The organism is Natrialba swarupiae, from assembly GCF_008245225.1.
Taxonomy (GTDB): Archaea; Halobacteriota; Halobacteria; order Halobacteriales; family Natrialbaceae; genus Natrarchaeobius; species Natrarchaeobius swarupiae.
Genome location: NZ_VTAW01000004.1, coordinates 75,918 through 95,056 on the forward strand (window position 1 = coordinate 75,918; position 19,139 = coordinate 95,056).

General features: G+C 63.6%; 17 protein-coding genes, 1 tRNA gene and 2 pseudogenes. 11 read left to right on the plus strand and 9 right to left on the minus strand.

The features are described 5' to 3' along the window. Positions 1–175 precede the first annotated feature (175 nt). The 4 genes from FYC77_RS05075 to FYC77_RS05090 are packed head-to-tail and all read right to left on the minus strand — an operon-like array spanning position 176 to position 2,840. Positions 176–817 (minus strand): 30S ribosomal protein S3ae, encoded by a 642-nt coding sequence (locus tag FYC77_RS05075; RefSeq protein ID WP_149080424.1) that lies wholly within the window; start codon positions 815–817, stop codon positions 176–178. Beyond that, positions 814–1,149, minus strand: a complete 336-nt coding sequence (locus tag FYC77_RS05080) for a KEOPS complex subunit Pcc1 (protein WP_149080425.1) — start codon at positions 1,147–1,149, stop codon at positions 814–816. The genes FYC77_RS05075 and FYC77_RS05080 overlap by 4 nt, the downstream gene beginning before the upstream one ends. After that, positions 1,146–2,369 (minus strand): exonuclease, encoded by a 1,224-nt coding sequence (locus tag FYC77_RS05085; protein ID WP_149080426.1) that lies wholly within the window; start codon positions 2,367–2,369, stop codon positions 1,146–1,148. The genes FYC77_RS05080 and FYC77_RS05085 overlap by 4 nt, the downstream gene beginning before the upstream one ends. Continuing rightward, positions 2,370–2,840, minus strand: coding sequence for a 30S ribosomal protein S15 (locus tag FYC77_RS05090; RefSeq protein WP_149080427.1), 471 nt, complete (start codon positions 2,838–2,840; stop codon positions 2,370–2,372). Between the two features lie 255 nt (positions 2,841–3,095). Between FYC77_RS05090 and FYC77_RS05095 the strand changes: the two genes are divergently transcribed. From FYC77_RS05095 to FYC77_RS20995, 4 genes and pseudogenes are all read left to right on the plus strand, one after another. Beyond that, a tRNA-Ala gene (locus FYC77_RS05095) sits at positions 3,096–3,167 on the plus strand. 253 nt (positions 3,168–3,420) lie between these two features. Continuing rightward, positions 3,421–3,864, plus strand: a complete 444-nt coding sequence (locus tag FYC77_RS05100; RefSeq protein WP_149080428.1) for a hypothetical protein — start codon at positions 3,421–3,423, stop codon at positions 3,862–3,864. Positions 3,865–3,873: 9 nt separating this feature from the next. Further along, positions 3,874–4,026, plus strand: coding sequence for a hypothetical protein (locus FYC77_RS20345; RefSeq protein ID WP_202911774.1), 153 nt, complete (start codon positions 3,874–3,876; stop codon positions 4,024–4,026). Then, a pseudogene (locus tag FYC77_RS20995) lies at positions 4,023–4,412 on the plus strand (type II toxin-antitoxin system VapC family toxin). Before FYC77_RS20345 ends, FYC77_RS20995 begins: the two are co-directional and overlap by 4 nt. Before the next feature lie 13 nt (positions 4,413–4,425). Here FYC77_RS20995 and FYC77_RS05110 read toward each other — a convergent pair. Beyond that, positions 4,426–4,683: pseudogene (locus tag FYC77_RS05110) on the minus strand (hypothetical protein); the annotation flags it as partial. 1,156 nt (positions 4,684–5,839) lie between these two features. Here FYC77_RS05110 and FYC77_RS05115 point away from each other — a divergent pair. Continuing rightward, positions 5,840–7,153, plus strand: a complete 1,314-nt coding sequence (locus tag FYC77_RS05115) for an HNH endonuclease (protein ID WP_149080430.1) — start codon at positions 5,840–5,842, stop codon at positions 7,151–7,153. Positions 7,154–7,710: 557 nt separating this feature from the next. On the opposite strand, the gene FYC77_RS05120 is transcribed toward FYC77_RS05115, so the two are convergent. Beyond that, positions 7,711–8,181 carry an MOSC domain-containing protein gene (locus tag FYC77_RS05120; protein WP_149080431.1) on the minus strand — a complete coding sequence of 157 codons (471 nt, stop codon included), beginning with the start codon at positions 8,179–8,181 and terminating at the stop codon, positions 7,711–7,713. A gap of 91 nt (positions 8,182–8,272) precedes the next feature. Here FYC77_RS05120 and FYC77_RS05125 point away from each other — a divergent pair, with 91 nt between their 5' ends. Further along, positions 8,273–9,031 carry a helix-turn-helix domain-containing protein gene (locus tag FYC77_RS05125; RefSeq protein ID WP_149080432.1) on the plus strand — a complete coding sequence of 253 codons (759 nt, stop codon included), beginning with the start codon at positions 8,273–8,275 and terminating at the stop codon, positions 9,029–9,031. An 80-nt stretch (positions 9,032–9,111) separates the two neighbouring features. Then, positions 9,112–11,649 carry a heavy metal translocating P-type ATPase gene (locus tag FYC77_RS05130; RefSeq protein ID WP_149080433.1) on the plus strand — a complete coding sequence of 846 codons (2,538 nt, stop codon included), beginning with the start codon at positions 9,112–9,114 and terminating at the stop codon, positions 11,647–11,649. Positions 11,650–11,686: 37 nt separating this feature from the next. Here the strand turns inward: FYC77_RS05130 and FYC77_RS05135 are convergent, their stop codons facing one another. Next, the gene (locus tag FYC77_RS05135) at positions 11,687–12,220 is read right to left on the minus strand and encodes a metal-dependent hydrolase (protein WP_149080434.1); all 534 of its coding nucleotides are present in this window, start codon (positions 12,218–12,220) and stop codon (positions 11,687–11,689) included. Positions 12,221–12,377: 157 nt separating this feature from the next. Between FYC77_RS05135 and FYC77_RS05140 the strand changes: the two genes are divergently transcribed. Next, positions 12,378–12,857 (plus strand): hypothetical protein, encoded by a 480-nt coding sequence (locus tag FYC77_RS05140; RefSeq protein WP_149080435.1) that lies wholly within the window; start codon positions 12,378–12,380, stop codon positions 12,855–12,857. Between the two features lie 222 nt (positions 12,858–13,079). Here the strand turns inward: FYC77_RS05140 and FYC77_RS05145 are convergent, their stop codons facing one another. Both FYC77_RS05145 and katG read right to left on the minus strand, forming a co-directional pair. Next, positions 13,080–13,688, minus strand: a complete 609-nt coding sequence (locus tag FYC77_RS05145) for a DNA-3-methyladenine glycosylase family protein (RefSeq protein ID WP_149080436.1) — start codon at positions 13,686–13,688, stop codon at positions 13,080–13,082. Positions 13,689–13,761: 73 nt separating this feature from the next. After that, a complete protein-coding gene (katG, locus tag FYC77_RS05150) occupies positions 13,762–15,945 on the minus strand; it encodes a catalase/peroxidase HPI (RefSeq protein WP_149080437.1) in 2,184 nt (727 codons plus the stop codon). Between the two features lie 183 nt (positions 15,946–16,128). Here katG and proC point away from each other — a divergent pair, with 183 nt between their 5' ends. Genes proC through FYC77_RS05165 form a run of 3 tightly spaced genes read left to right on the plus strand, consistent with a single transcriptional unit; the run spans position 16,129 to position 19,052 of the window. Continuing rightward, complete coding sequence (proC, locus tag FYC77_RS05155) at positions 16,129–16,905, plus strand: pyrroline-5-carboxylate reductase (RefSeq protein ID WP_149080438.1); 777 nt, start codon at positions 16,129–16,131, stop codon at positions 16,903–16,905. Beyond that, a complete protein-coding gene (gene proB, locus FYC77_RS05160) occupies positions 16,898–17,731 on the plus strand; it encodes a glutamate 5-kinase (protein WP_149080439.1) in 834 nt (277 codons plus the stop codon). Before proC ends, proB begins: the two co-directional genes overlap by 8 nt. Then, on the plus strand, positions 17,724–19,052 hold the full coding sequence (locus tag FYC77_RS05165; RefSeq protein WP_149080440.1) for a glutamate-5-semialdehyde dehydrogenase: 1,329 nt from the start codon (positions 17,724–17,726) through the stop codon (positions 19,050–19,052). Before proB ends, FYC77_RS05165 begins: the two co-directional genes overlap by 8 nt. The last annotated feature ends 87 nt before the right edge of the window (positions 19,053–19,139 follow it).

Below are 19,139 nucleotides of genomic sequence, written 5' to 3' on the forward strand. Positions count from 1 at the left end.
ACCGATGAATGTTCTGGCCGGAGCCACGACTGCGACGGGTCTCGCCGTCCCAACTGGGCGACGACCACCCAACTCACGGCCGTTCAGTTCAACACGCCGTGTGGTCAGGGGTACACGACGAGTGGTCCCACACTCGATCGGTACCGGAGGATCGGTGTGGGTCCACTGGTCGAGTTCAGTCGTCTGTCGCGACTTCCTCTTCGTCGACGTCGACGGAGGTCGCCTCCTCTTCGGCGACTTCTTCGGGGTGAGCCTCGAGCGTCGCTTTCTGGATCTCGACGCGTCGAAGCGGGTAGATCGTCTTCGATTCGCCGTAGATCGCCGAGGAGAGTCGACCCTCGACGACGCTCGAGATGAGCTCCTCGAACGTTCGCTCCGCGGCGGCCTCTTCGACCATCTCGACCATCTGCTCGCGGATGGCTCGTTCCTGGCTCGCGTCTGCCTTCTTGGTCGTGAACGCGACCGGCTGGATCTGGACGCGGTAGTCGTCCGTCGTGAGGACGGTGACGTAGGCCTCGACCTTCGAAGCGCCGCGTCGGACCAGCGAACGCAGGTAATCGCGAGTCAGCGAGTGCGATTTGAACTCGGTGTACGCCGAGTCGCTGCCGACATCGGTCACCTTGAAGGTGAGCTTCGTGTTGTTCTCGCTGGCGTTGTTGGTCAACTCGCCGAGCGTCGTTTCGATCGTTCGGTCGTATACTTTCTCCGGTTCGTCAGCGGGTGTCTCACCGAGTTCCTGGCGGTCGAACTGCTCGGGTGCCAGGATGGTGTACCACCGCTTTTCCTGTTTCGCACGTGAAACTGATCGTTCACTCATTGTGTATCGTGTTCGTATTTGTTGTCGGACACAGATCCCGTGTCCGTCGGTCGGTCGCTCTGTCCCTCGAATCGATCGTCCTCCGATCGGTCGTCCCGCGTCTCTCGTCCGTGCCGGACGACATCCATCGCCACCTCGAGGTTGACCACGTAGTCGTCGACCGTCGAGTGCAATCCGGCGATCGTCTCGCGCTCGATCAGGGTGACGACCGCAGCAGCGTCGCCCGTTCGATCGACGCTCGTCTCCATCTCGTCGGTGTTGTCCGGACGCAGTGTCCGGGCGAGGAGTTCGGGCTCGTCGTGTCTCGTCCGGATCGTCGCTCGCCGGCTCATAGAACACCCCGTACCGTCTCGATGACCGTCGAATCGTCCAGCGACCCGTCGTATCTCAGATAGCCCCGACGACGTCCGACGTCGTACTCGACGGTCGGCTCGCTCCCGTCGCCCGCTTCGCTCGAGTCGAGCGTCGCGTCCGCGAGATCGCGGGCAATGCGTTCGACGGTCGCCGCGATCGAATCGCGAGCGCGGGTAACGAGCCCTACCTCGCCGTTGCCGACCGCGAGAGCGGCCGGCTCCGGTGAGCGGTAGGCGGCGGCGATCCGTGCCACCGTCTCGACCGGGCCGTCGTCGACGCCGACGACGAACAGACCATCGTACCGGCCAGTCGACGCTGCCGAGAGTGCGTCGTGGGCGTTTCGCCCGTGTTCACGCCAAGCGTCGAGCGTCGGTTCGCGAGCCCCGTGTCCCATCGCGAACGCGGCACCCGTTCCGGGTTCCGTTCGTGCGCTCGCCTCCAGGACGTCGGCGTAGCCGCCGACCGTCTCGAACGGCCCGTCGGGCGTCGCGTACGGCCGTAAGACTCGTTCGACCGACTCGGCGGCAGTCGCCGTCGCCTCGTCGGTGCCAACCGCGTCGAGTGCGACGAGCGAGCCGATTGCCCGCTGATCGTCGCCGTCGAGATCCGTGACCGAGTCGACCGGTACGTCGGCGGACTCGAGCGTCTCTCGAACCGCGTCCGGATCGCCAGACCACGGCGCGCAGAGACGCGTCGAGTGTGTGATTCCGTCGACCGGATCCCGAGTTGGAACTGCGACCCCCGGCCGTTGCTCGACGAGTCCCCGCTCCTGGGCAGTCTCGAGGATCCACTCGCTTTCGCCAGCCCCAGGATCGACCCCGGCGGCCACCAGTCCGGCGAGCGCCAGGACCGGATCGGGATCGACGTCGAGAACACGGACCAGATCGACGGCCGCGAGCGTCGCGGGACGATCCGTTGTGTCGAGTCGGGGAACGTCCGCATCGACCGCGCCGACGACCAGCGTCAGGTCGCGACCGGCGGCGGATTCGTCCGCCACTGCCTGCGATCGATGGGTTCGTTCCGCGACGGTCCTCCCAACGGTCAGCTGAAACGGCGTTCCACGCTCAGCGAGCGCTCTCGCGACGAGGCCACTCGCCGCCAGCGCGTCACCGTCCGCTCGGGTGACGAGTCGAACGAAGTTCGCACTCCCCACGTCGAAACCGGCGGACGCGTCCGTGGAACGACCGTCTGTAGACATCTAGTTCTCGTCTAGAATCTCCGTCGCGACCTCGTAGGAGTACGTGAAGTCGGGATCGAGTTCGTCGCCACGGTAGTAGTCGACGAGGCGTCGAACCTTCGACTCGGCGTTTTGCAGGGCGCGTTTGTTCTGATAGTCCTGCGGGTTCGCTCGGACGTGCTCGCGCAGACGCACTGCGCGCTCCATCAGGTTCCGAATATCCTCGGGAACGTCCGGTCGCGCGTCGTTTTCCTCGAGAATCTCGGTGATCTTCTTCCCAGTTGCCAGCTTGACGTCCGGGACGGGCGTTCCCGTCACGCCCTCGTCGCGAAGCTTGATCCCGATCTGACTCGGATCGTGACCCTGCTCCGCCAGTTCGACGACCCGCTGTTCTACGTTCTCTGGGTCGACGTCGCTCCACTCCGGTGGTTCGTCTGCCGTCGGCTTGTCCGAACCGGACGAGCCGCGACGGCGCGTGTGCATTCGTGCCATATATCGAGGATAGGAATCGCACTGACCGCTCGACTGTGCGACAGCCGACTCACGGCTGCCGGTGCACTTCCGCAATCCCAAGCCGCCCGAAAGAGTGGACAGCGAGTCAGATTTGCGGCCGTGCGCTTCCCAACGTGGGATACCGTCGGCGCGGACTAAAGCGTTGTCATGTGGGTCGCCCTGTGGCTCCGTGTCGCGGCTCGAGCGTTTCGAGGGGTTTATTTATTCGCCCGGGAAAGAAGTGAGTACGAACGAGGGCTCGTAGATCAGAGGTAGATCACTCCCTTGGCATGGGAGAGGCCCCGGGTTCAAATCCCGGCGAGTCCACTTCTTCACGTCGTGACGCTCGTTCAGTCGCGGACTCGCCGAACATCGCAAACCCTGTCGGGTTTGCTCAATCCCGACGAGTCCACTCGAATTTTACTGCCGTTCCGAGGGTTACTACACTTCGAGTAGCGACGCTGTTCTTTCCGGTATCGTCGAAACTCCCGTTTGAAGACGGTCCATTTGCAGAAGAGTTCATCCGGATCCCGCACGCGCCCTTCCGCTGTCTTGCGATTAGTAGAGGGAGGTGGTCGGCGTGACGGTCGCGGAGAACCGCGAGCGGGGCCACTATGTCGATACCGCGGCTTGCGACCGCTGGCCACTCGAGCGAGTCGACGACGATCGGGCTGAGTGGTACGACCTCGAGTACATCCAGGACGTCGGCGGTGAGCACGCGGGCGTGATCGCGACGGCGGACGAGGTCGCCGAGGCGAAGTCCTGTGACGAGACGTACGACGGCCGCGCCGGTCGCTGGTGGATCCGCCGAGAAAACCACGAGCGGCTCGTCGAGGCCGACGGCTGGTACGTCCTCGTTGTCCTCGAGTGCGACGACCTCACGATAGAGCAGCGCCAGGAGATCGCCGAGACGGTCTCGACTCGAGTACCGAGTTTCGAGGTCGAGCAGACGGTGACCGTCGATCAGGAGTCGATCGAAGCCGCGATTCGAATCACCAGTAGGCTTTTGCAATCAGGTCGGTAATTGGTCTGTATGGGCCTCACAACCGACGACTTCGCCGAATTCATGGCTGGTGACCCCGAGGACGACGAAGACGTTCCGCTCGGCGATGCGCTCCAAGAGTTAGCTGTCGACGAGGAAGTGGACTCCGTTGAAGCGGTCCGTGATGTCCGCGAACGGTTATGAAACTCTTTCTCGATACAAACGTTATCGTCGCAGCCGTTACAAAGGATACTGAGCGCTCTGAAACCGGTGTTCGTGTTCTCAACGACTTCGACGAAACCTATACCTCGGTACTCAATCTCATGGAACTGCGCACAGTGCTCACAAAAAAGAAATAGTTCGAACGCGAGCGCGTCGAGCAAATCGAGCAGCGAGTTAGTTCCAGAACAACTGTGACATTTCCCGACGCGTCAGATATGGTGAACGCGAATCACCTCCAAGACGAGACCCTTCTCTATCCAATGGATGCTCTCGTATTAGCCGCGTCGGACGCCATCGATGCAACACTCGTTTCGTTTGACGACGAACTGAGAGACCACGGTGCGGAACGGCCGCAAGATCTTATCTAAATCGGACTGTATTTCAAAAAATATCGTCGATTGGGATCTTCGGCTGCTCGGTCTCGCGGTAATCGCCGCCGCCGTACCACCGGAGCAGTGGGAGATCGCACGCTCGAGTCATCTTGTCCCGAACGACCGTCAGTCCCGAGCATCCATGCGGTCGATAGACGACGAAACAGTACCACCCGTCGTGCCGTCGGAGTTTCTCGTGGTACTCGCGATAGATCTTGACGGTCCCCGGCTGACCGTTGCTGTGCTCGAGCATGGGACGCGTAATCTCGGGAGTCGGAACCGTCACTCGAGGAGACCGGCGCGGTTGCGTCGCGGTGTCACGTCGCTGACTCGGCGGCCACCGCGACAGAGTTCGACGACGCAACCGACCCCGAGAAGCGGACGCACTGAAGAATCATCCGTGACAGAACAGACGTCACGATCGTCGGCAGTGGCCGGTTGCGAGTGCTGAGCCGGGAGAGTTCCCGTCATATCGGTCACTGCCACCGGAGACAGTTGTTGTCCGCAGACAGGACCACCTCGAGCGTCCTCATCTTTGACCGCCAACGACCGCTCGAGAGACGGACCCATCGCTACCGAACCCATCGAACAGCCGCGGTCTGCTGGGGGAGTGCGTGCCGAACGAGATCAGAGACCTCTCTCGAGGGGGTTCTCGAGCGTGTGGACAGACCTAGCCGTGGACGTCAGTTGTCTCCGGGTTCGGGTCGGAATCCCGGTCGGTCGAGGGATCCCGTGTTGATCGACTCGAGTCGCCCAGAATCGATGCGTCGGCGGGCAGGACGAGTCGTCCTGATGTACCGAACGGGGATAATAATGGGGAGAGATAACTGAATCACGCTGGAGATCTGATCTCATAGGAAAACAGTACATGAGAGTATGTCATGGAATCGATCTCGTGGGATTGTGTTCCCGCTGTCTTGACCTGACCAACTGTTGGATATGAGTGTATACGTAACGAGCAATTCTCCTGATCGCTCTGGAATCACTACCACCTCCGAAGCCCTCGCGTCGCTTCAGTCGCGCGCCTCGCTGCGCTCCTCGCTTGCGCTGCGGTGCTTACGTCGTCGTGCTTCCCGAAGCGACGCTCGCCCTTCGAGTCCGCCAGGTGTCGGCTGACCAATCCATGCTCCTGGTGGACTCGAAGGGCGAGGCGCTCTCGGTGGCTCCCGGACGACGCAAGCACGCGACCGAAGGGAGCGAGCGCAGCGAGGCCCGGTGTCACGAGAGCGCCGAGGGCTTCGGAGGTGGTTCTACTGGGGTAGTCTCCTACTGGCAGGCCTATATTGTACGGTAAATAAGAAAGTACTCTCCTTCTATACTAATGTTCGATATAGATAAACTATAAAGCGATAGTTGGATATATAACCAATAATATACGTTCTTCTCAAACAGATTTATCTACAATACGGAATATGCTGTGAGTCATGACTCGAATGACCGCTGAACGATTTTTCGGCGGCACGGACCAACGAATTGAAAATCTCCATTCTACCCTCCAATTTGTCTCGAGGCAGAACCCAACAGATCATGAACTAATCGACTGGATACTCGAGAACACACCCGCAAACACAACAGCAACCATCGAGAGAAATATCTCCTTCCTCGAGTCGATCGATCTCCTCGACCACACCGCCGACGGTTACCAGCCCACGAACAAGGGCGAGGCCTTCTGGCGACACGACGAGCCCCTGGTCATGTACGAGGGGCTCGCAACGGCTGTCGACGGCTTCCGAGAAATCGCTCGAGCGATCCCGAACGGCCATCGAACAATCGAAGCCATCCAAGACCAACTCCAGCAAGCCTATCCCGACCACGTACTTCCGAAAGGCGTCGTCTCGCGCCATCTCGAGTGGCTCGAGGCCCTCAACGTAGTCACCAACCGAGACGGAACCTATTCCATCCCGATCGAGGACGGCACGTTCGAGGTCGGAGAGACCTACAGCCGGTGGTTCATCCACGATGTCCTCGGGGGCGAGCGATACAGAGGAATCTCGAGAACGAACGACCAGCCACTACTGTTCATCTTCACTGGTGACGCCGGACACGACCACGGCTACGAGGACGAGTTCCTCGAGGACGATACCTTCCTCTACACGGGTGAGGGAACCGAAGGCGACATGACGATGGACGACGGGAACGAAGCGATCCGCACCCACAAAGCGAACGACAATAAACTCCATCTCTTCGAGGATACCGACCGGCCCTGGATCGTCACCTACCTCGGCGAGTACGAGTACGTCGGCCACCGCACGACGGAGTTACCCGACGAGAACGGCGACCTGCGAGAGGCGTTCCGGTTCCAGTTAGCTCCCGTCGACGGCACGGACATCGAACTCGAGGTCACCCCAAACTCACTCTCGGAGCAGGAACTCTTCGAAAAAGCAACGCAGAGCGCACCCACGACCACAGCAAACGCACCCACGTCGACGTCCTCGAGCACCCGATCCTACCCTCGATCCGATATCGTCCGCAAATTCGCACTGCGAGTCGCGGACGGCGTCTGCCAGGGCTGTGAGGAAGACGCCCCCTTCCTGAACAAAAAAGAAGAGCCCTTCCTCGAGGTGCACCACCTCACGCGGCGGAGCGATGGCGGCCCGGACGACCCGGCGAACGTGATCGCGCTGTGTCCGAACTGTCACCGACGGGTCCACGAGGGCTGTGATGGCGACGAGTTCAACCGTCGACTGAAAGCAAAAGTCTCAGCGCGAACCGAGAAATACCGCTATCGTAACACCTGAAACGAGTCACATACCCATCGACGATCCGTCTGGCGATCGGATGTGCAATGACGTCCAGTGGCTACTATCGGACGGTCTCGAGCCGGAACTCGTGTACAGACTGAAGAGACGCAGGTCGAGCGGATGGCTAGCTCGGTTGGAACGAACCTCCCGGTGGACGACGGTGACGTTCTCGGTCGAACGACCGTCAGTTCTCGACGAAGTACACGAATGCGCTCACGAGGATTGAAGGGACGGTCATCCCAATATCGACCGGGTGATTGCCTTGCGCGACCACAACCGTGTTGTGGGCGTGTGCGATCGCTGTGGCACAGTGTATGCAGCAAAGAAACTCTTGGACGGGCGTATTCGCCCGATCGGAACCGAGCAATGTTCCTGCGGGTCGAACCAGTTCCAAGCGGTTCAGTGAATCGGGCCACGCTCGATCGATGCAGTCGCCCGTTCTTTCCACTCCTATCGAATCGCAGTGACACCTGAGACGGTTCGCTGTACTTGTGTCCCGCCGTTCCCGGAGAACGGGTCCCGGGCCCAGCGGTACTGACGGACAGTAACCCGTCTCAGTACTCGATCGAATCGCCGACTGCGATCGTCCCCGAGTCGACGACGTTGGCGTTGAGTCCGCCGCGGTGGACCAGCGCACTGACGGCACCGTCGGTCTCGGCCAGCGACTCCATGTAACTGCACGGTTCACAGAGGCGAACGCCGACGAGCGTCGTCTCCCCGACTCGAAACTCGCGGTCGACAAGGTGGTTCAACGGAACGCCTCGTGTCAGGATGTTACGCCGCGTTTGTCGCGGCTGCATCGCCGTGTTCTCGTCGCGAATCGCGGCCTCGAGCGCTTCGGCTTCGACGAGCGTCACGTCGGTGGCCTCCGGGAGGTCCTCGCGGCGATCGTACAGACCCTGCTCGCGGAAGTATCGGTCACCGCGAAGTCCTCGTCCGGCGACGGCCTCGACGGTTTCGACGTGGGCCATTGGTTCGCCGGAATCCGGTGCCGTATAGATTCCCTCGACAGTTCCGTCGGCCATACGCGCTGGTTAGGTTTCATCGACAAAGCTGTTTTGACGCGTCCGCTCGTCACGAGGAAACCATTTGGTCGACGAGTCCCTCCCTCCACGTATGAGAGAGTTCGTGTTCGCCCTCGAGTACGAGCCGGGGACGAATCCGGTCGCCGACGTACTCGCCGACTATCCGGGGACGTCGATTCGGTCGCTGTCGTGTCACGTCAGCGCGGACAGCCTCTGGCGGGTCGATCACGCCAGCGGGTCCGCCGAGGCACTCGAGGCGCTCGAGCGGGCCTACGAGACGGCCGACTACTTCGCCGACTGTCTGGTCAAAGACGACTGCGGCGCGGACTGCGAGGTGCAGGTACTCGACCGGTCGAACGACACGCTCGTGGTCTACACCTACTGGGAGCGAACTGACGTCTGTACGTCCATCCCTCACGTCGCCCTCGAACACCTCGGCGAGGGGCTGCTGTTCGAGACCTACCGCGAGGGTCGCCGGTATCGCTGGCGGATCGTCCTCGGCAACGACGCGCCGATCCACGACTTTTTCGACGCACTCGGCGACGAGGTCGGCGAGTGTACGGGGATCGAGATGCTCCGACTGACCGAACTCGATCCGGCGCGCAACGGTATCGAGCCCGACTCCGACCGCGACGAATCGTTGCCCGCCGAGCAGCGGGAGGCGTTGCAGGCGGCGGTCGAATACGGCTACTACGAGACGCCCCGTGAGATCGAACTCTCGGAGCTCGCCGATCGGCTCGAGGTCCCCCGGTCGACGCTCTCTTACCGGCTCCGGCGCGCTGAATCCACCCTCGCGAGGACGTTCGTCGACGCGGACGACGCGATCGAACAGTTGGTGGCGGGTCTCTAGGTCCGAATCGGACCGCGACGACGCCCGGGTTGGCGCACGCCAAATAACCCGTATCACGATCCGTCGTCTAGTGACGGGTGATGAGCGAGTCGCCCCCCACCAGGGACTCGAGTCGCACGCTGGAACTGCGCGTACCCGAGATGGACTGTCCGTCCTGTGCCGGAAAAGTACGAAACAGCGTCGACCGTCTCGACGGGATCGATCGGATCGAACCGCGAGTGACCAGCGGCCGGCTGATCGTCGACTACGAGCCGGCAGTCACGACTGAGGGCGCGATCCGAGAGCGCGTTCGGGCTGCGGGGTACACGATCGAGAGCGACGCGTCGGAACTGACGCTGTCGGTGCCCGAGATGGACTGTGCCTCGTGTGCGAACAAGGTCAAAAACGCCCTCGAGGAAACCGATGGCGTCGAGGAAATCGAGACCCGGCCGGCGTCGGGGCGCGTAACGGTAACGACGACGGAGGCCGACGCCGGGAACGTCACGACCGCAATCGAAGCTGCCGGCTACGAGGCCACCGCGACCGGCGACGACACTCAGCTCGCCGACCAGCGGGCCGTCTGGAAGAGCCGCCGCGCCGCCGGCACCGCGATCGGAGCCGTGCTCGTCGCCGCCGGGATGGCCCTCGAGTTCGTCTTCTCGGCTGCCGATCCGACGCTGGTTTCGATCGCCGCCGGGCCCGTCGACCGAACGTACGAACTCTCACATCTCCTGTTCGTTACGGCGGTAGTCGTTGCCGGCACGCCGATTTTGCGGAACGGCTACTACTCCGTGCGCAATCGGAGTCTCGACATCGATTTCCTGATGAGCGTCGGGATCGTCGCGAGCGTCGCCGCCCACCATCCCTTCGAGGGGGCGATGCTCGCCGTGTTGTTCTCGGTCGCCGAGTTGCTCGAGCGGTTCTCGATGGACCGCGCTCGGGACTCCTTGCGGGAGTTGATGGATCTCTCTCCCGACACCGCAACCGTCCGGCGCGCGGACGGCAGCGAGGAGACGATACCGGCCGACGAACTCGTAGTTGGCGACACCGTCGTCGTCCGCCCGGGAGAGAAGATCCCGGCAGACGGCACCGTCCTCGAGGGCGAAAGCGCGGTGGACCAGTCGCCGATCACGGGCGAGAGCGTTCCCGAGGACAAGATCGAAGGCGACGAGGTCTACGCGGGGACGATCGCCGAGTCGGGCTATCTCGAGATCGACGTCGAGAGCGCGGCGGAGGACTCGACGCTGGCCCGCATTATCCGCATGGTCGAGGACGCAGAACGCGAGAAGACCGACCGCGAGCAGTTCATCGACCGCTTCGCGAGCGTCTACACGCCGATCGTGGTCGTCCTCGCTGTCGCGGCCGCCGTCGTCCCGCCCCTGCTCGTCGGCGCGTCCTGGAGCTACTGGTTTATCGTCGGCCTGACGTTGCTGGTGATCTCCTGTCCCTGCGCATTGGTCATCTCGACACCCGTCAGCGTCGTCTCCGGGATCACGAGCGCCGCCCGAAACGGTGTCCTGATCAAGGGCGGCAAACACCTCGAGGCGGTCGGCGACAGCGACGTCCTCGCGGTGGACAAGACGGGGACGCTGACCACGGGCGACCTCTCGGTGACCGACGTGATCGGACTCGAGGTGGCCGATAAGGAAGATGTTCTTCGCCGCGCGGCCGCCGCGGAGCGACGCAGCGAGCACCCGATCGGGGAGGCGATCGTCGGCTACGCCGAGGAACAGGGCGTCGCGGGAGACGACCACGACGTCTCCGAGTTCGAAGCCCTGACCGGCAAGGGCGTCCGCGCCGAGATCGACGGCGACACCCACTACGTCGGCAAGCCGGACCTGTTCGACGGGCTCGCGGACCTCGAGCACGTCCACGCAACGACGGACGGGGGAGTCAGCCTCGCAGAGATGGGGTACGAGACGACGCCCCAGTGCGAACGCGGCCGCTGTCTGGACGTCCTCGAGGACGTCGTCCCCGACCTCGAGTCCGAGGGGAAGACAGTCGTGATCGTCGGGACGAAAGACCGACCGCTCGGTGTCGTCGCCGTCGCGGACCGCGTTCGGCCGGCGGCGACGTGGGCCGTCTCGCAGCTGCACGAGCAGGGCGTCCGCGTCGTGATGCTCACCGGCGACAACGAGGGCACGGCCCGTGCGATCGCCGACGAGGTCGGGATCGACGAGTATCACGCCGAACTCCTGCCCGACGAGAAACTCGAGTGGATCCAGCGGTTAGAAGAGACACACGGCGACGAGGGAGACGACGCTCACGTCGCCATGGTCGGCGACGGGATCAACGACGCGCCCGCGCTCGCGACCGCGACCGTCGGCATCGCGATGGGTGCCGCGGGGACCGACACGGCCCTCGAGACGGCCGACGTGGCGCTGATGGGCGACGACCTGACTCGTCTCCCGTACCTCTACGATCTCTCGGGGAAGGCAAACGGCGTCATTCGCCAGAACATCTGGACGAGCCTGGCCGTCAAGGCCGTCCTCGCCGCGGGTGCACCGCCCGGATTCGTCACGGTGATCCACGCCGTCGTCATCGGCGATATGGGGATGAGCCTCGGCGTGACCGGGAACGCGATGCGACTGGCGAACGTCGAACCCGAGACGCCGGACCCGGAGTCGCTCCAGAAGTAGGGTGTCAGGCGGCGCGTTCGCCGTGTTTTCCCCTCCGCTATCGCCCAACCCTACGCCGAATCGGCTCGAGTCCCGGTCGGCCGTGTCGCCACCACAACCCGACGCCAGCGACGAGGATGACCGCCTCGAGCCAGAGCGTCGTCACCGTCACCTCGAGCCCTGGCACGGTTCCGAGCGGCTTCGTGCCGGTGTACTCCGGCATCGGCGTGATCGGCCACAGGAGAAAGCCGAGTTCGTGGTAGTCACCGGAGAGTACGTGCCAGGGGACGTCCGTCGCGACGTGTGAGAGGTAGCCGATGGCGAACGCGACGCCGAGCAGTTCCCGACCGCGCGATCGCGCGACCGCCCACGCGAGGACGACGAGCGGAACCGCGAACAAAAGCGAGTGCCCGATCGTTCGACCGACGTCGACGACACCAACGAACCAGATCGGTTTGTCGATCAGATCGGGTAGCGCCGCCCCGAAAACCGCGGCCAGTGCAGGGCCTTCGCCCGGCGACGTGCCCCCTCTCCACCGGACGTAGCCCGCATAACAGAGGTAGCCGACGGCGAGGTGAACGACCGGCTGCATTCGGTCGTCTTACGTCTCCCCGACGGGAAAATCCTCGCCCACGCCGCTCGAAGTGACTCGGTTCGAGGCGAATCGACTCGAGCCGACTGGTACGTTCCGACGGCAGGTCCGGTTGAGCGACAGATACGTTTTTGTGACTGTCTCCTCGTCGTTCAGTATGCCCTCGAACGGTTCCATCGGCGCGTTCGGCGTTGCGGTGATCGCCGGCGTAGTCGAGGTCTTTCCTCGCCAGGCGACGGTGATCGGACACACGTACTTCGAGTTTGGCGTCGAGATGCTCGGTCTGTTCACCCTCGGCGCGAGCCTCGGATCGGTACTCGTCACGCCGGTCGGGGTCTTCGCAGCCGGCTACCTGATCGCCGATTCCGTCGACGTGGCGCGATCGTACGCCGCGCTCGCGTTCGCTCTCTTCGTCGGAGCGGCCCTCGGAAGCGTACTGGCGCAGTTGGCCCTCGCGACGACACTCGGCGGGGAGTACGGCTCGCTCGCCCAGGCCGGGCTGGCGTTTCTCGAGACGGGTGTCTCGGCTAGTCTAGCGGTGACAGTCGCCGGAATCGCTGGTCTCGGGACGTACGTCATTCGCGAGTCGGCGACCGGGGTCGACGGCAGTCGGCAGTCGTCGGGGATCGGCGAGTAGAGTTAGAAACTAGTACTTCGGCAACCGTCGACTGCAGCGTTGACTCGAACCACACCATCGAATTCGACGCTGTAGTGCAGGCGTGCCAAAGCACTAGTACCGTCCCAAGCGTCGACTGATGAGTGAAATCAGTCACCCACACACGGTTTCACCCATCAGTGCAGGCTTGGGACGCCACTGGACGTGTCGCTGTGTGCCGGGAATGACGTACGACAGCCCGTATTAGGCCTCGTACTCCGCCCAGATGTACCGCGTCGCGAGACTGCGGTAGGGCCGCCACGGCTCGGCGATCTCGCGCATCTCGGCTCGAGTTAGTTCCTCGCCGTTGTTGTAGAGCCGTTCGATTCCGCGACGAACCGCGAGGTCACCCAGCGGGAGGACATCCGGACGCTGAAGGACGAACACGAGGTACATGTTCGCGGTCCACTCGCCGACGCCCGTAATCTGGGTCAGTTCGGCGATCACCTCGTCGTTCGTCCGGTCGGTCAGACCCCTACGGGTCAGATCCCGTTTCTGGAACGCGCGAGCCACGTTCCTGACGTAGTCGACTTTCGACCGGGAGAGGCCGGCCCCGAGGAGGTCGTCGCGGTCGGCTGCGAGGACAGTATCGGGAGTGACAGTCCCCTCGAGCACCTCGAACATCCGTTCGCGAACGGCCGTTGCGCTCGCCGTCGAGAGCTGCTGGTTGACGATCGAGACACACAGGCGCTCGAACTCGTCGACGTTCGGATCGATCTGGTGTGGGTCGCGGCGTTCGACGACCAGCGCCATCACGGGGTCGGCTCGGAGGACGGATTCGGGATCGGTGTCTGCGGCGGAATCGACCGTCATTCGCGTTCGACGGGAGGTGGACTCGAGTGAACAAAAACGCGTCGACCAAGGGACGCAGCGAGCGTCTCGAGCGTTACTCGAGGTCGAACCGGTCGTGTTGCATCACTTTGCTCCAGGTGTCGACGAAGTCGCGAACGAACTTCTCCTCGGCGTCGTCGGCGGCGTAGACGTCCGCGGAGGCGCGAAGCCGGGAGTTCGAACCGAAGATGAGATCGGCACGGGTCGCCGTCCACTCGAGTTCGCCCGTCTCGCGGTTTCGCAGTTCGAAGACCTCGCCATCTCTGGTGTCCGTCGGGGCTTCCCATCCCATGATGTCCTGGGAGTCTTCGGCCGCCTCCCACTCGTAGTCCATATCGAGCAGGTTCACGAAGAAGTCGTTGGTCAACGTCTCCGGGCGGTCCGTGAGGACGCCGAGTTCGGAGTCCTGGTAGGTCGCGTTCAGTGCACGCATCCCGCCGACCAGCACCGTCATCTCGGGGACCGTCAGGTTCAGGAGATCCGCCTTGTCGACCAACAGCTCTTCCTGGGAACGGTCGGCCTCGTCGCTGTAGTAGTTGCGGAACCCGTCAGCCGGAGGTTTGAGCGCCTCGAAGGACTCGGGGTCGGTCTGTTCTTGGGTCGCGTCGGTCCGGCCCGGCTCGAACGGAACGTCGACGTCGTAGCCGGCGTCGGCCGCTGCCTGCTCGACGGCCGCGTTGCCGCCCAGCACGATCAGGTCGGCAAGCGAGACGCGCACGTCGTCGGATCGGGAGTCGTTGAACTCCGCCTGAATCTCCTCGTAGGTCTCGAGTGCCGTCTCGAGTTGCTCGGGCTCGTTGACTTCCCAGCTCCGCTGGGGCTCGAGGCGGATGCGCGCGCCGTTTGCGCCGCCGCGCTTGTCGCTGTCGCGGTAGGTCGACGCCGACGCCCAGGCGGTCTTGACGAGCTGAGAGATCGAGAGCTCCGAGGCGAGGAGTTCCTCTTTGAGCTCGGCGATCTCCTCGTCGCCGATCAGATCGTAGTCGGCGTCGGGGAGCGGGTCCTGCCAGAGCATCTCCTCGTCGGGAACTTCCGGGCCGAGGAGTCGTTCCGGCGGGCCCATGTCGCGGTGGATCAGCTTGTACCAGGCCTTCGCGAACGCCTCCTGGAACTCCCGGGGGTTCTCCTGGAAGCGCTCTAGGATCTCCCGGTAGTCGGGATCGCGCTTGAGCGCAACGTCCGTCGTTAGCATCATCACGTCCTCGTTCTCCGACGGATCTTCCGTACCCGGTGCGGCCTCGTCGAGTTCGCCGTCCTGTGTGGTCCACTGCCACGCGCCACCGGGCCCCTTCTCGGGCCACCACTTGTAGTTCAGCAGGTTGTCGATGAAGCCGGTGTCCCACCGGGTCGGCGCGGTGGTCCATGGTCCTTCGATCCCGCTGGTGATCGTGTCGGCTCCCTTCCCGGAACCGTGGCTGCTCTCCCAGCCCAGCCCCTGCTTGTCGATCGGGGCAGCCTCCGGCTCTGGACCGACGTGCTCGTCGGGGTCGGAAGCGCCGTGGACCTTCCCGAAGGTGTGTCCGCCGGCGATGAGCGCGGCCGTCTCCTCGTCGTTCATCGCCATCAGGCTGAACGACTCTCGAATTCGTTCCGCGGACTTCTCCGGATCCGGCTCACCGTCCGGCCCCTCCGGATTCACGTAGATCAGGCCCATGACGGTCGCGGCGAGCGTCCCCTCGAGTTCACCTTCCTCGGTGAAGCGGTCGGACGCTTCCATCTCGTCTTCGGGACCCCAGTCGACGGCGTCGTCCGGCTGGTAGTCGTCCTCGCGTCCGCCGCCGAAGCCGAACGTCTCGAATCCCATCGATTCCAGGGCGACGTTGCCGGCCAGCACGATCAGGTCGGCCCACGAAAGCTGACGGCCGTACTTCTGCTTGACCGGCCAGAGCAGCCGCCGTGCCTTGTCGAGGTTCGCGTTATCGGGCCAGCTGTTGAGCGGCGCGAAGCGCTGTCGGCCGCCGGAAGCACCGCCGCGGCCGTCGCTGGTGCGGTAGGTGCCGGCGCTGTGCCAGGCCATCCGGATGAAAAGCGGGCCGTAGTGGCCGTAGTCGGCAGGCCACCAATCTTGGGACGTCGTCATCACGTCCTCGATGTCCGCTTTCAGTTCCTCGAAGTCGATTGCTTCGAACTCCTCGGCGTAGTCGAACTCCTCGTCCATCGGGTCGGACGGCCGAACGTTCTGATCGAGCATGGAAACGCTCAACCGATTCGGCCACCAGTCCTGGTTTGATCCAGTCATCAGCTACCAATTGCTGGGTTTCCCTATTAAGATTGTCTAACTCGGTAACGAACTCTTCGGCTTAAAGAAAACTTTCTTTCACATCAGCGAACCCTCGTCGTCGATAGGTTCGAGCGGGCAGGCCGCGGTTCGGGGCGAAATCAAAGTTGCTATGTCCCCCTCGATCCGTGTGGTGTATATAGAATGGTACGTGCCAGCGTCATTGGGTGTGGCAACATGGGGAGCGCCCTGATACGGGGGCTCTCGAGAACTGGAGAGCACACGGTTATCGCGTGCGACGTCGATCAGGCGGCGCTCGAGGCGGTGTCGGACGACTGTGCGGAGACCACGACCGATCCCGCGGTCGCCACCGAGGCCGACGTCGTCGTCGTCGCCGTCAAACCGGGGCTCGTCGTCGACGTCGTGAGCGATCTCGATCTCTCGCCGGAGCAGACGCTCGTCTCGATCGCCGCCGGCGTCCCGACGTCGACCCTCGCGGAGTACACCGACGCGACGGTCGTCCGAATCATGCCGAACCTCGCCGCGGAGACGGGGAATATGGCGGCCGCGGCGACGGGAGCGGAGATCCCCGACGAGGTCAGGACGCTCCTCGACGACGTCGGCGAGTTCGTCGAGGTCGAGGAGACCCAGATGGATATTGCGACCGCCGTCAACGGAAGCGGCCCGGCGTTCGTCTTCTATCTGATCGGCGCGATGCGCGACGCCGGCGTCGACGCCGGACTCGAGCCCGACGATGCGGCAGTGCTCGCCGCCCAGACGTTCAAGGGGGCCGCGGAGACGGTCCTGCGCTCGGAGCGGGATATCGACGAGTTGATCGATGCGGTCTGTTCGCCGAAGGGGACGACCATCGAGGGGATGGAAGTCCTCTGGGAGAGTACGGCCGACGAGGCGGTCGCCGAAGCGGTATCGGCCGCCGAAGAACGATCCGCGGAGTTAGCACGAGAGTTCGACGATGACTGACGCCGTCGAACTGAGCGTCGTCGAAGAGGCCCGACAGCTCGCAGCCGACGCCGATCGCGTCGTCGTCAAAGCCGGGACGAACTCCTTGACTGACGACGAGTCGAATCTGGACGACGAGAAACTCGACAAGCTCGTGGACGACGTCGTCGATCTGCTCGAACGCGAGAAGGAAGTCGTCCTCGTCTCCTCCGGTGCGGTCGGCGCCGGAAAGGGACGGGTCGGCTACACCGACGAGACCGTCGAGGAATCCCAGGCGCTGTCGACGGTCGGGCAATCTCACCTGATGCGTCGGTACACGGAAAGCTTCGAGCGCTACGACCGGAAGGTCGCCCAGATCCTGTTGACACAGAACGATCTCGACAACCCCGATCGGTTCACGAACTTCAAGAACACGATCGAGACGTTGCTCGAGTGGGATATCGTCCCGATCATCAACGAGAACGACGCCGTCGCGACCGAGGAGATCCGGATCGGCGACAACGACATGCTCTCCTCGTCGGTCGCCGTCGGCGTCGACAGCGAGTTGCTCGTCACGCTCACCGACGTCGGCGGGGTCTACACGGGCAACCCGAAGGAAGACCCGGACGCAGAACGCATCGAGGCCGTCGGCCGCAACTACGCCGACGTTCAGGAAATCGTCGACGGCAGTGCGAGCGCGACCTTCGGTGGCATCCAGACGAAGGTAGCCGGCGCGCGCTCGGTCAGCGAACACGGCATCCCCGCCGTCATCGCGAAGTCGACCGAGGAAGACGTCCTCGAAAAAATCGCTGGTGGGAAGGCGGTCGGGACCATATTCGTTCCAACGAACGGTGTCATCGATGACTGAGAAATCGACGGAGACGAAAGTCGAGGAGGCACAGGCCGCGGCCCTGGAGCTCGCGAAGTACTCCGACGACCGACGCTCGGAGGCGTTACACGCGATCGCCGACGCGATCGACGAAAGCCACGACGAGATCCTCGAGGCCAACGAAGTCGACGTCCGCGAGGGCGAGAAACTGCTCGAGGCCGGCGAGTACAGCCAGGCGCTGGTCGACCGGCTGAAGCTCTCACCGGCAAAACTCGAGAGCATCACGGAGATGGTCCGGAGCGTCGCCGGGCAGGACGATCCCCTGGGGCGGACGCGGACCGCGCGGAAACTCGACGACGGGCTCGAACTGTACGAACAGACCGTCCCGATCGGCGTCGTCGGGACGATCTTCGAGTCCCGGCCCGACGCGCTCGTCCAGATCGCCGCACTCAGTCTGAAGTCCGGAAACGCGGCCATCCTGAAAGGCGGCAGCGAGGCGAGCGAGTCCAACCGGGTCCTGTACGAGATCATCCGCGAGGCGACGGCAGACGCACCCGACGGCTGGGCACAGCTCATCGAGGCCCGCGCAGACGTCGATACGATCCTCAAGATGGACGACGCCATCGACCTCGTCATGCCCCGCGGGAGTTCCCAGTTCGTCTCCTACATCCAGGACAACACGAGCATCCCCGTCCTCGGCCACACCGAGGGCGTCTGTCACGTCTACGTCGACAGCGAGGCCGACCTCGGCATGGCCGAGGAGATCGCCTACGACGCGAAGGTGCAGTATCCCGCGGTCTGTAACGCCGTCGAGACGATGCTCGTCCACGAGGACGTCGCCGAGGAGTTCCTGCCCGCGATCGCCGAGCGCTACGCCGAGGCGGACGTCGAGGTCCGTGGCGACGAGGCTACGCGATCGATCGTCGACGTCGGAGCCGCCACGGACGAGGACTGGTCGACCGAGTACGGCGACCTGATTCTTTCCGTTCGCGTCGTCGACTCCCTCGAGACTGCACTCGAGCACGTCACCACCTACGGCTCGAAACACACCGAGTCGATCGTCACCGACGACGCCGACCGTGCGGGGACGTTCATGCGGAGTCTCGACTCCGCCTCGGTGTTTCACAACGCCTCGACCAGATTCAGCGACGGCTACCGGTTCGGCCTGGGGGCCGAGGTCGGCATCAGCACCGGCAAGATCCACGCCCGCGGCCCGGTCGGCCTCGAGGGGCTGACCACCTACCAGTACTACCTCCAAGGTGATGGCCACTGCGTCGGCACCTACGCGGGCGCCGACGGGACGGAGTACCGTCACGAGGACTTCGACGGATCGTGGACTCCGGGTTCGCTCTCCGAGTAACGAGTATCGATACTGCTCTTTTACGGATCCGGACTGGTCGCGGGAATCGGGGCGGACCCGGAACCGCGGCGAGGGTCGTGGCCGACC

Coding starts and splice junctions, on each gene's coding strand:
- FYC77_RS05125 (WP_149080432.1), top strand. CDS start 8,273: ATGAGAGAGTTCGTGTTCGCCCTCGAGTACGAGCCGGGGACGAATCCG.
- FYC77_RS20345 (WP_202911774.1), top strand. CDS start 3,874: ATGGGCCTCACAACCGACGACTTCGCCGAATTCATGGCTGGTGACCCC.
- FYC77_RS05090 (WP_149080427.1), bottom strand. CDS start 2,840: ATGGCACGAATGCACACGCGCCGTCGCGGCTCGTCCGGTTCGGACAAG.
- proB (WP_149080439.1), top strand. CDS start 16,898: ATGACTGACGCCGTCGAACTGAGCGTCGTCGAAGAGGCCCGACAGCTC.
- katG (WP_149080437.1), bottom strand. CDS start 15,945: ATGACTGGATCAAACCAGGACTGGTGGCCGAATCGGTTGAGCGTTTCC.
- FYC77_RS05135 (WP_149080434.1), bottom strand. CDS start 12,220: ATGCAGCCGGTCGTTCACCTCGCCGTCGGCTACCTCTGTTATGCGGGC.
- FYC77_RS05085 (WP_149080426.1), bottom strand. CDS start 2,369: ATGTCTACAGACGGTCGTTCCACGGACGCGTCCGCCGGTTTCGACGTG.
- FYC77_RS05165 (WP_149080440.1), top strand. CDS start 17,724: ATGACTGAGAAATCGACGGAGACGAAAGTCGAGGAGGCACAGGCCGCG.
- FYC77_RS05115 (WP_149080430.1), top strand. CDS start 5,840: ATGACTCGAATGACCGCTGAACGATTTTTCGGCGGCACGGACCAACGA.
- FYC77_RS05130 (WP_149080433.1), top strand. CDS start 9,112: ATGAGCGAGTCGCCCCCCACCAGGGACTCGAGTCGCACGCTGGAACTG.
- FYC77_RS05140 (WP_149080435.1), top strand. CDS start 12,378: ATGCCCTCGAACGGTTCCATCGGCGCGTTCGGCGTTGCGGTGATCGCC.
- FYC77_RS05145 (WP_149080436.1), bottom strand. CDS start 13,688: ATGACGGTCGATTCCGCCGCAGACACCGATCCCGAATCCGTCCTCCGA.
- FYC77_RS05080 (WP_149080425.1), bottom strand. CDS start 1,149: ATGAGCCGGCGAGCGACGATCCGGACGAGACACGACGAGCCCGAACTC.
- FYC77_RS05075 (WP_149080424.1), bottom strand. CDS start 817: ATGAGTGAACGATCAGTTTCACGTGCGAAACAGGAAAAGCGGTGGTAC.
- FYC77_RS05120 (WP_149080431.1), bottom strand. CDS start 8,181: ATGGCCGACGGAACTGTCGAGGGAATCTATACGGCACCGGATTCCGGC.
- proC (WP_149080438.1), top strand. CDS start 16,129: ATGGTACGTGCCAGCGTCATTGGGTGTGGCAACATGGGGAGCGCCCTG.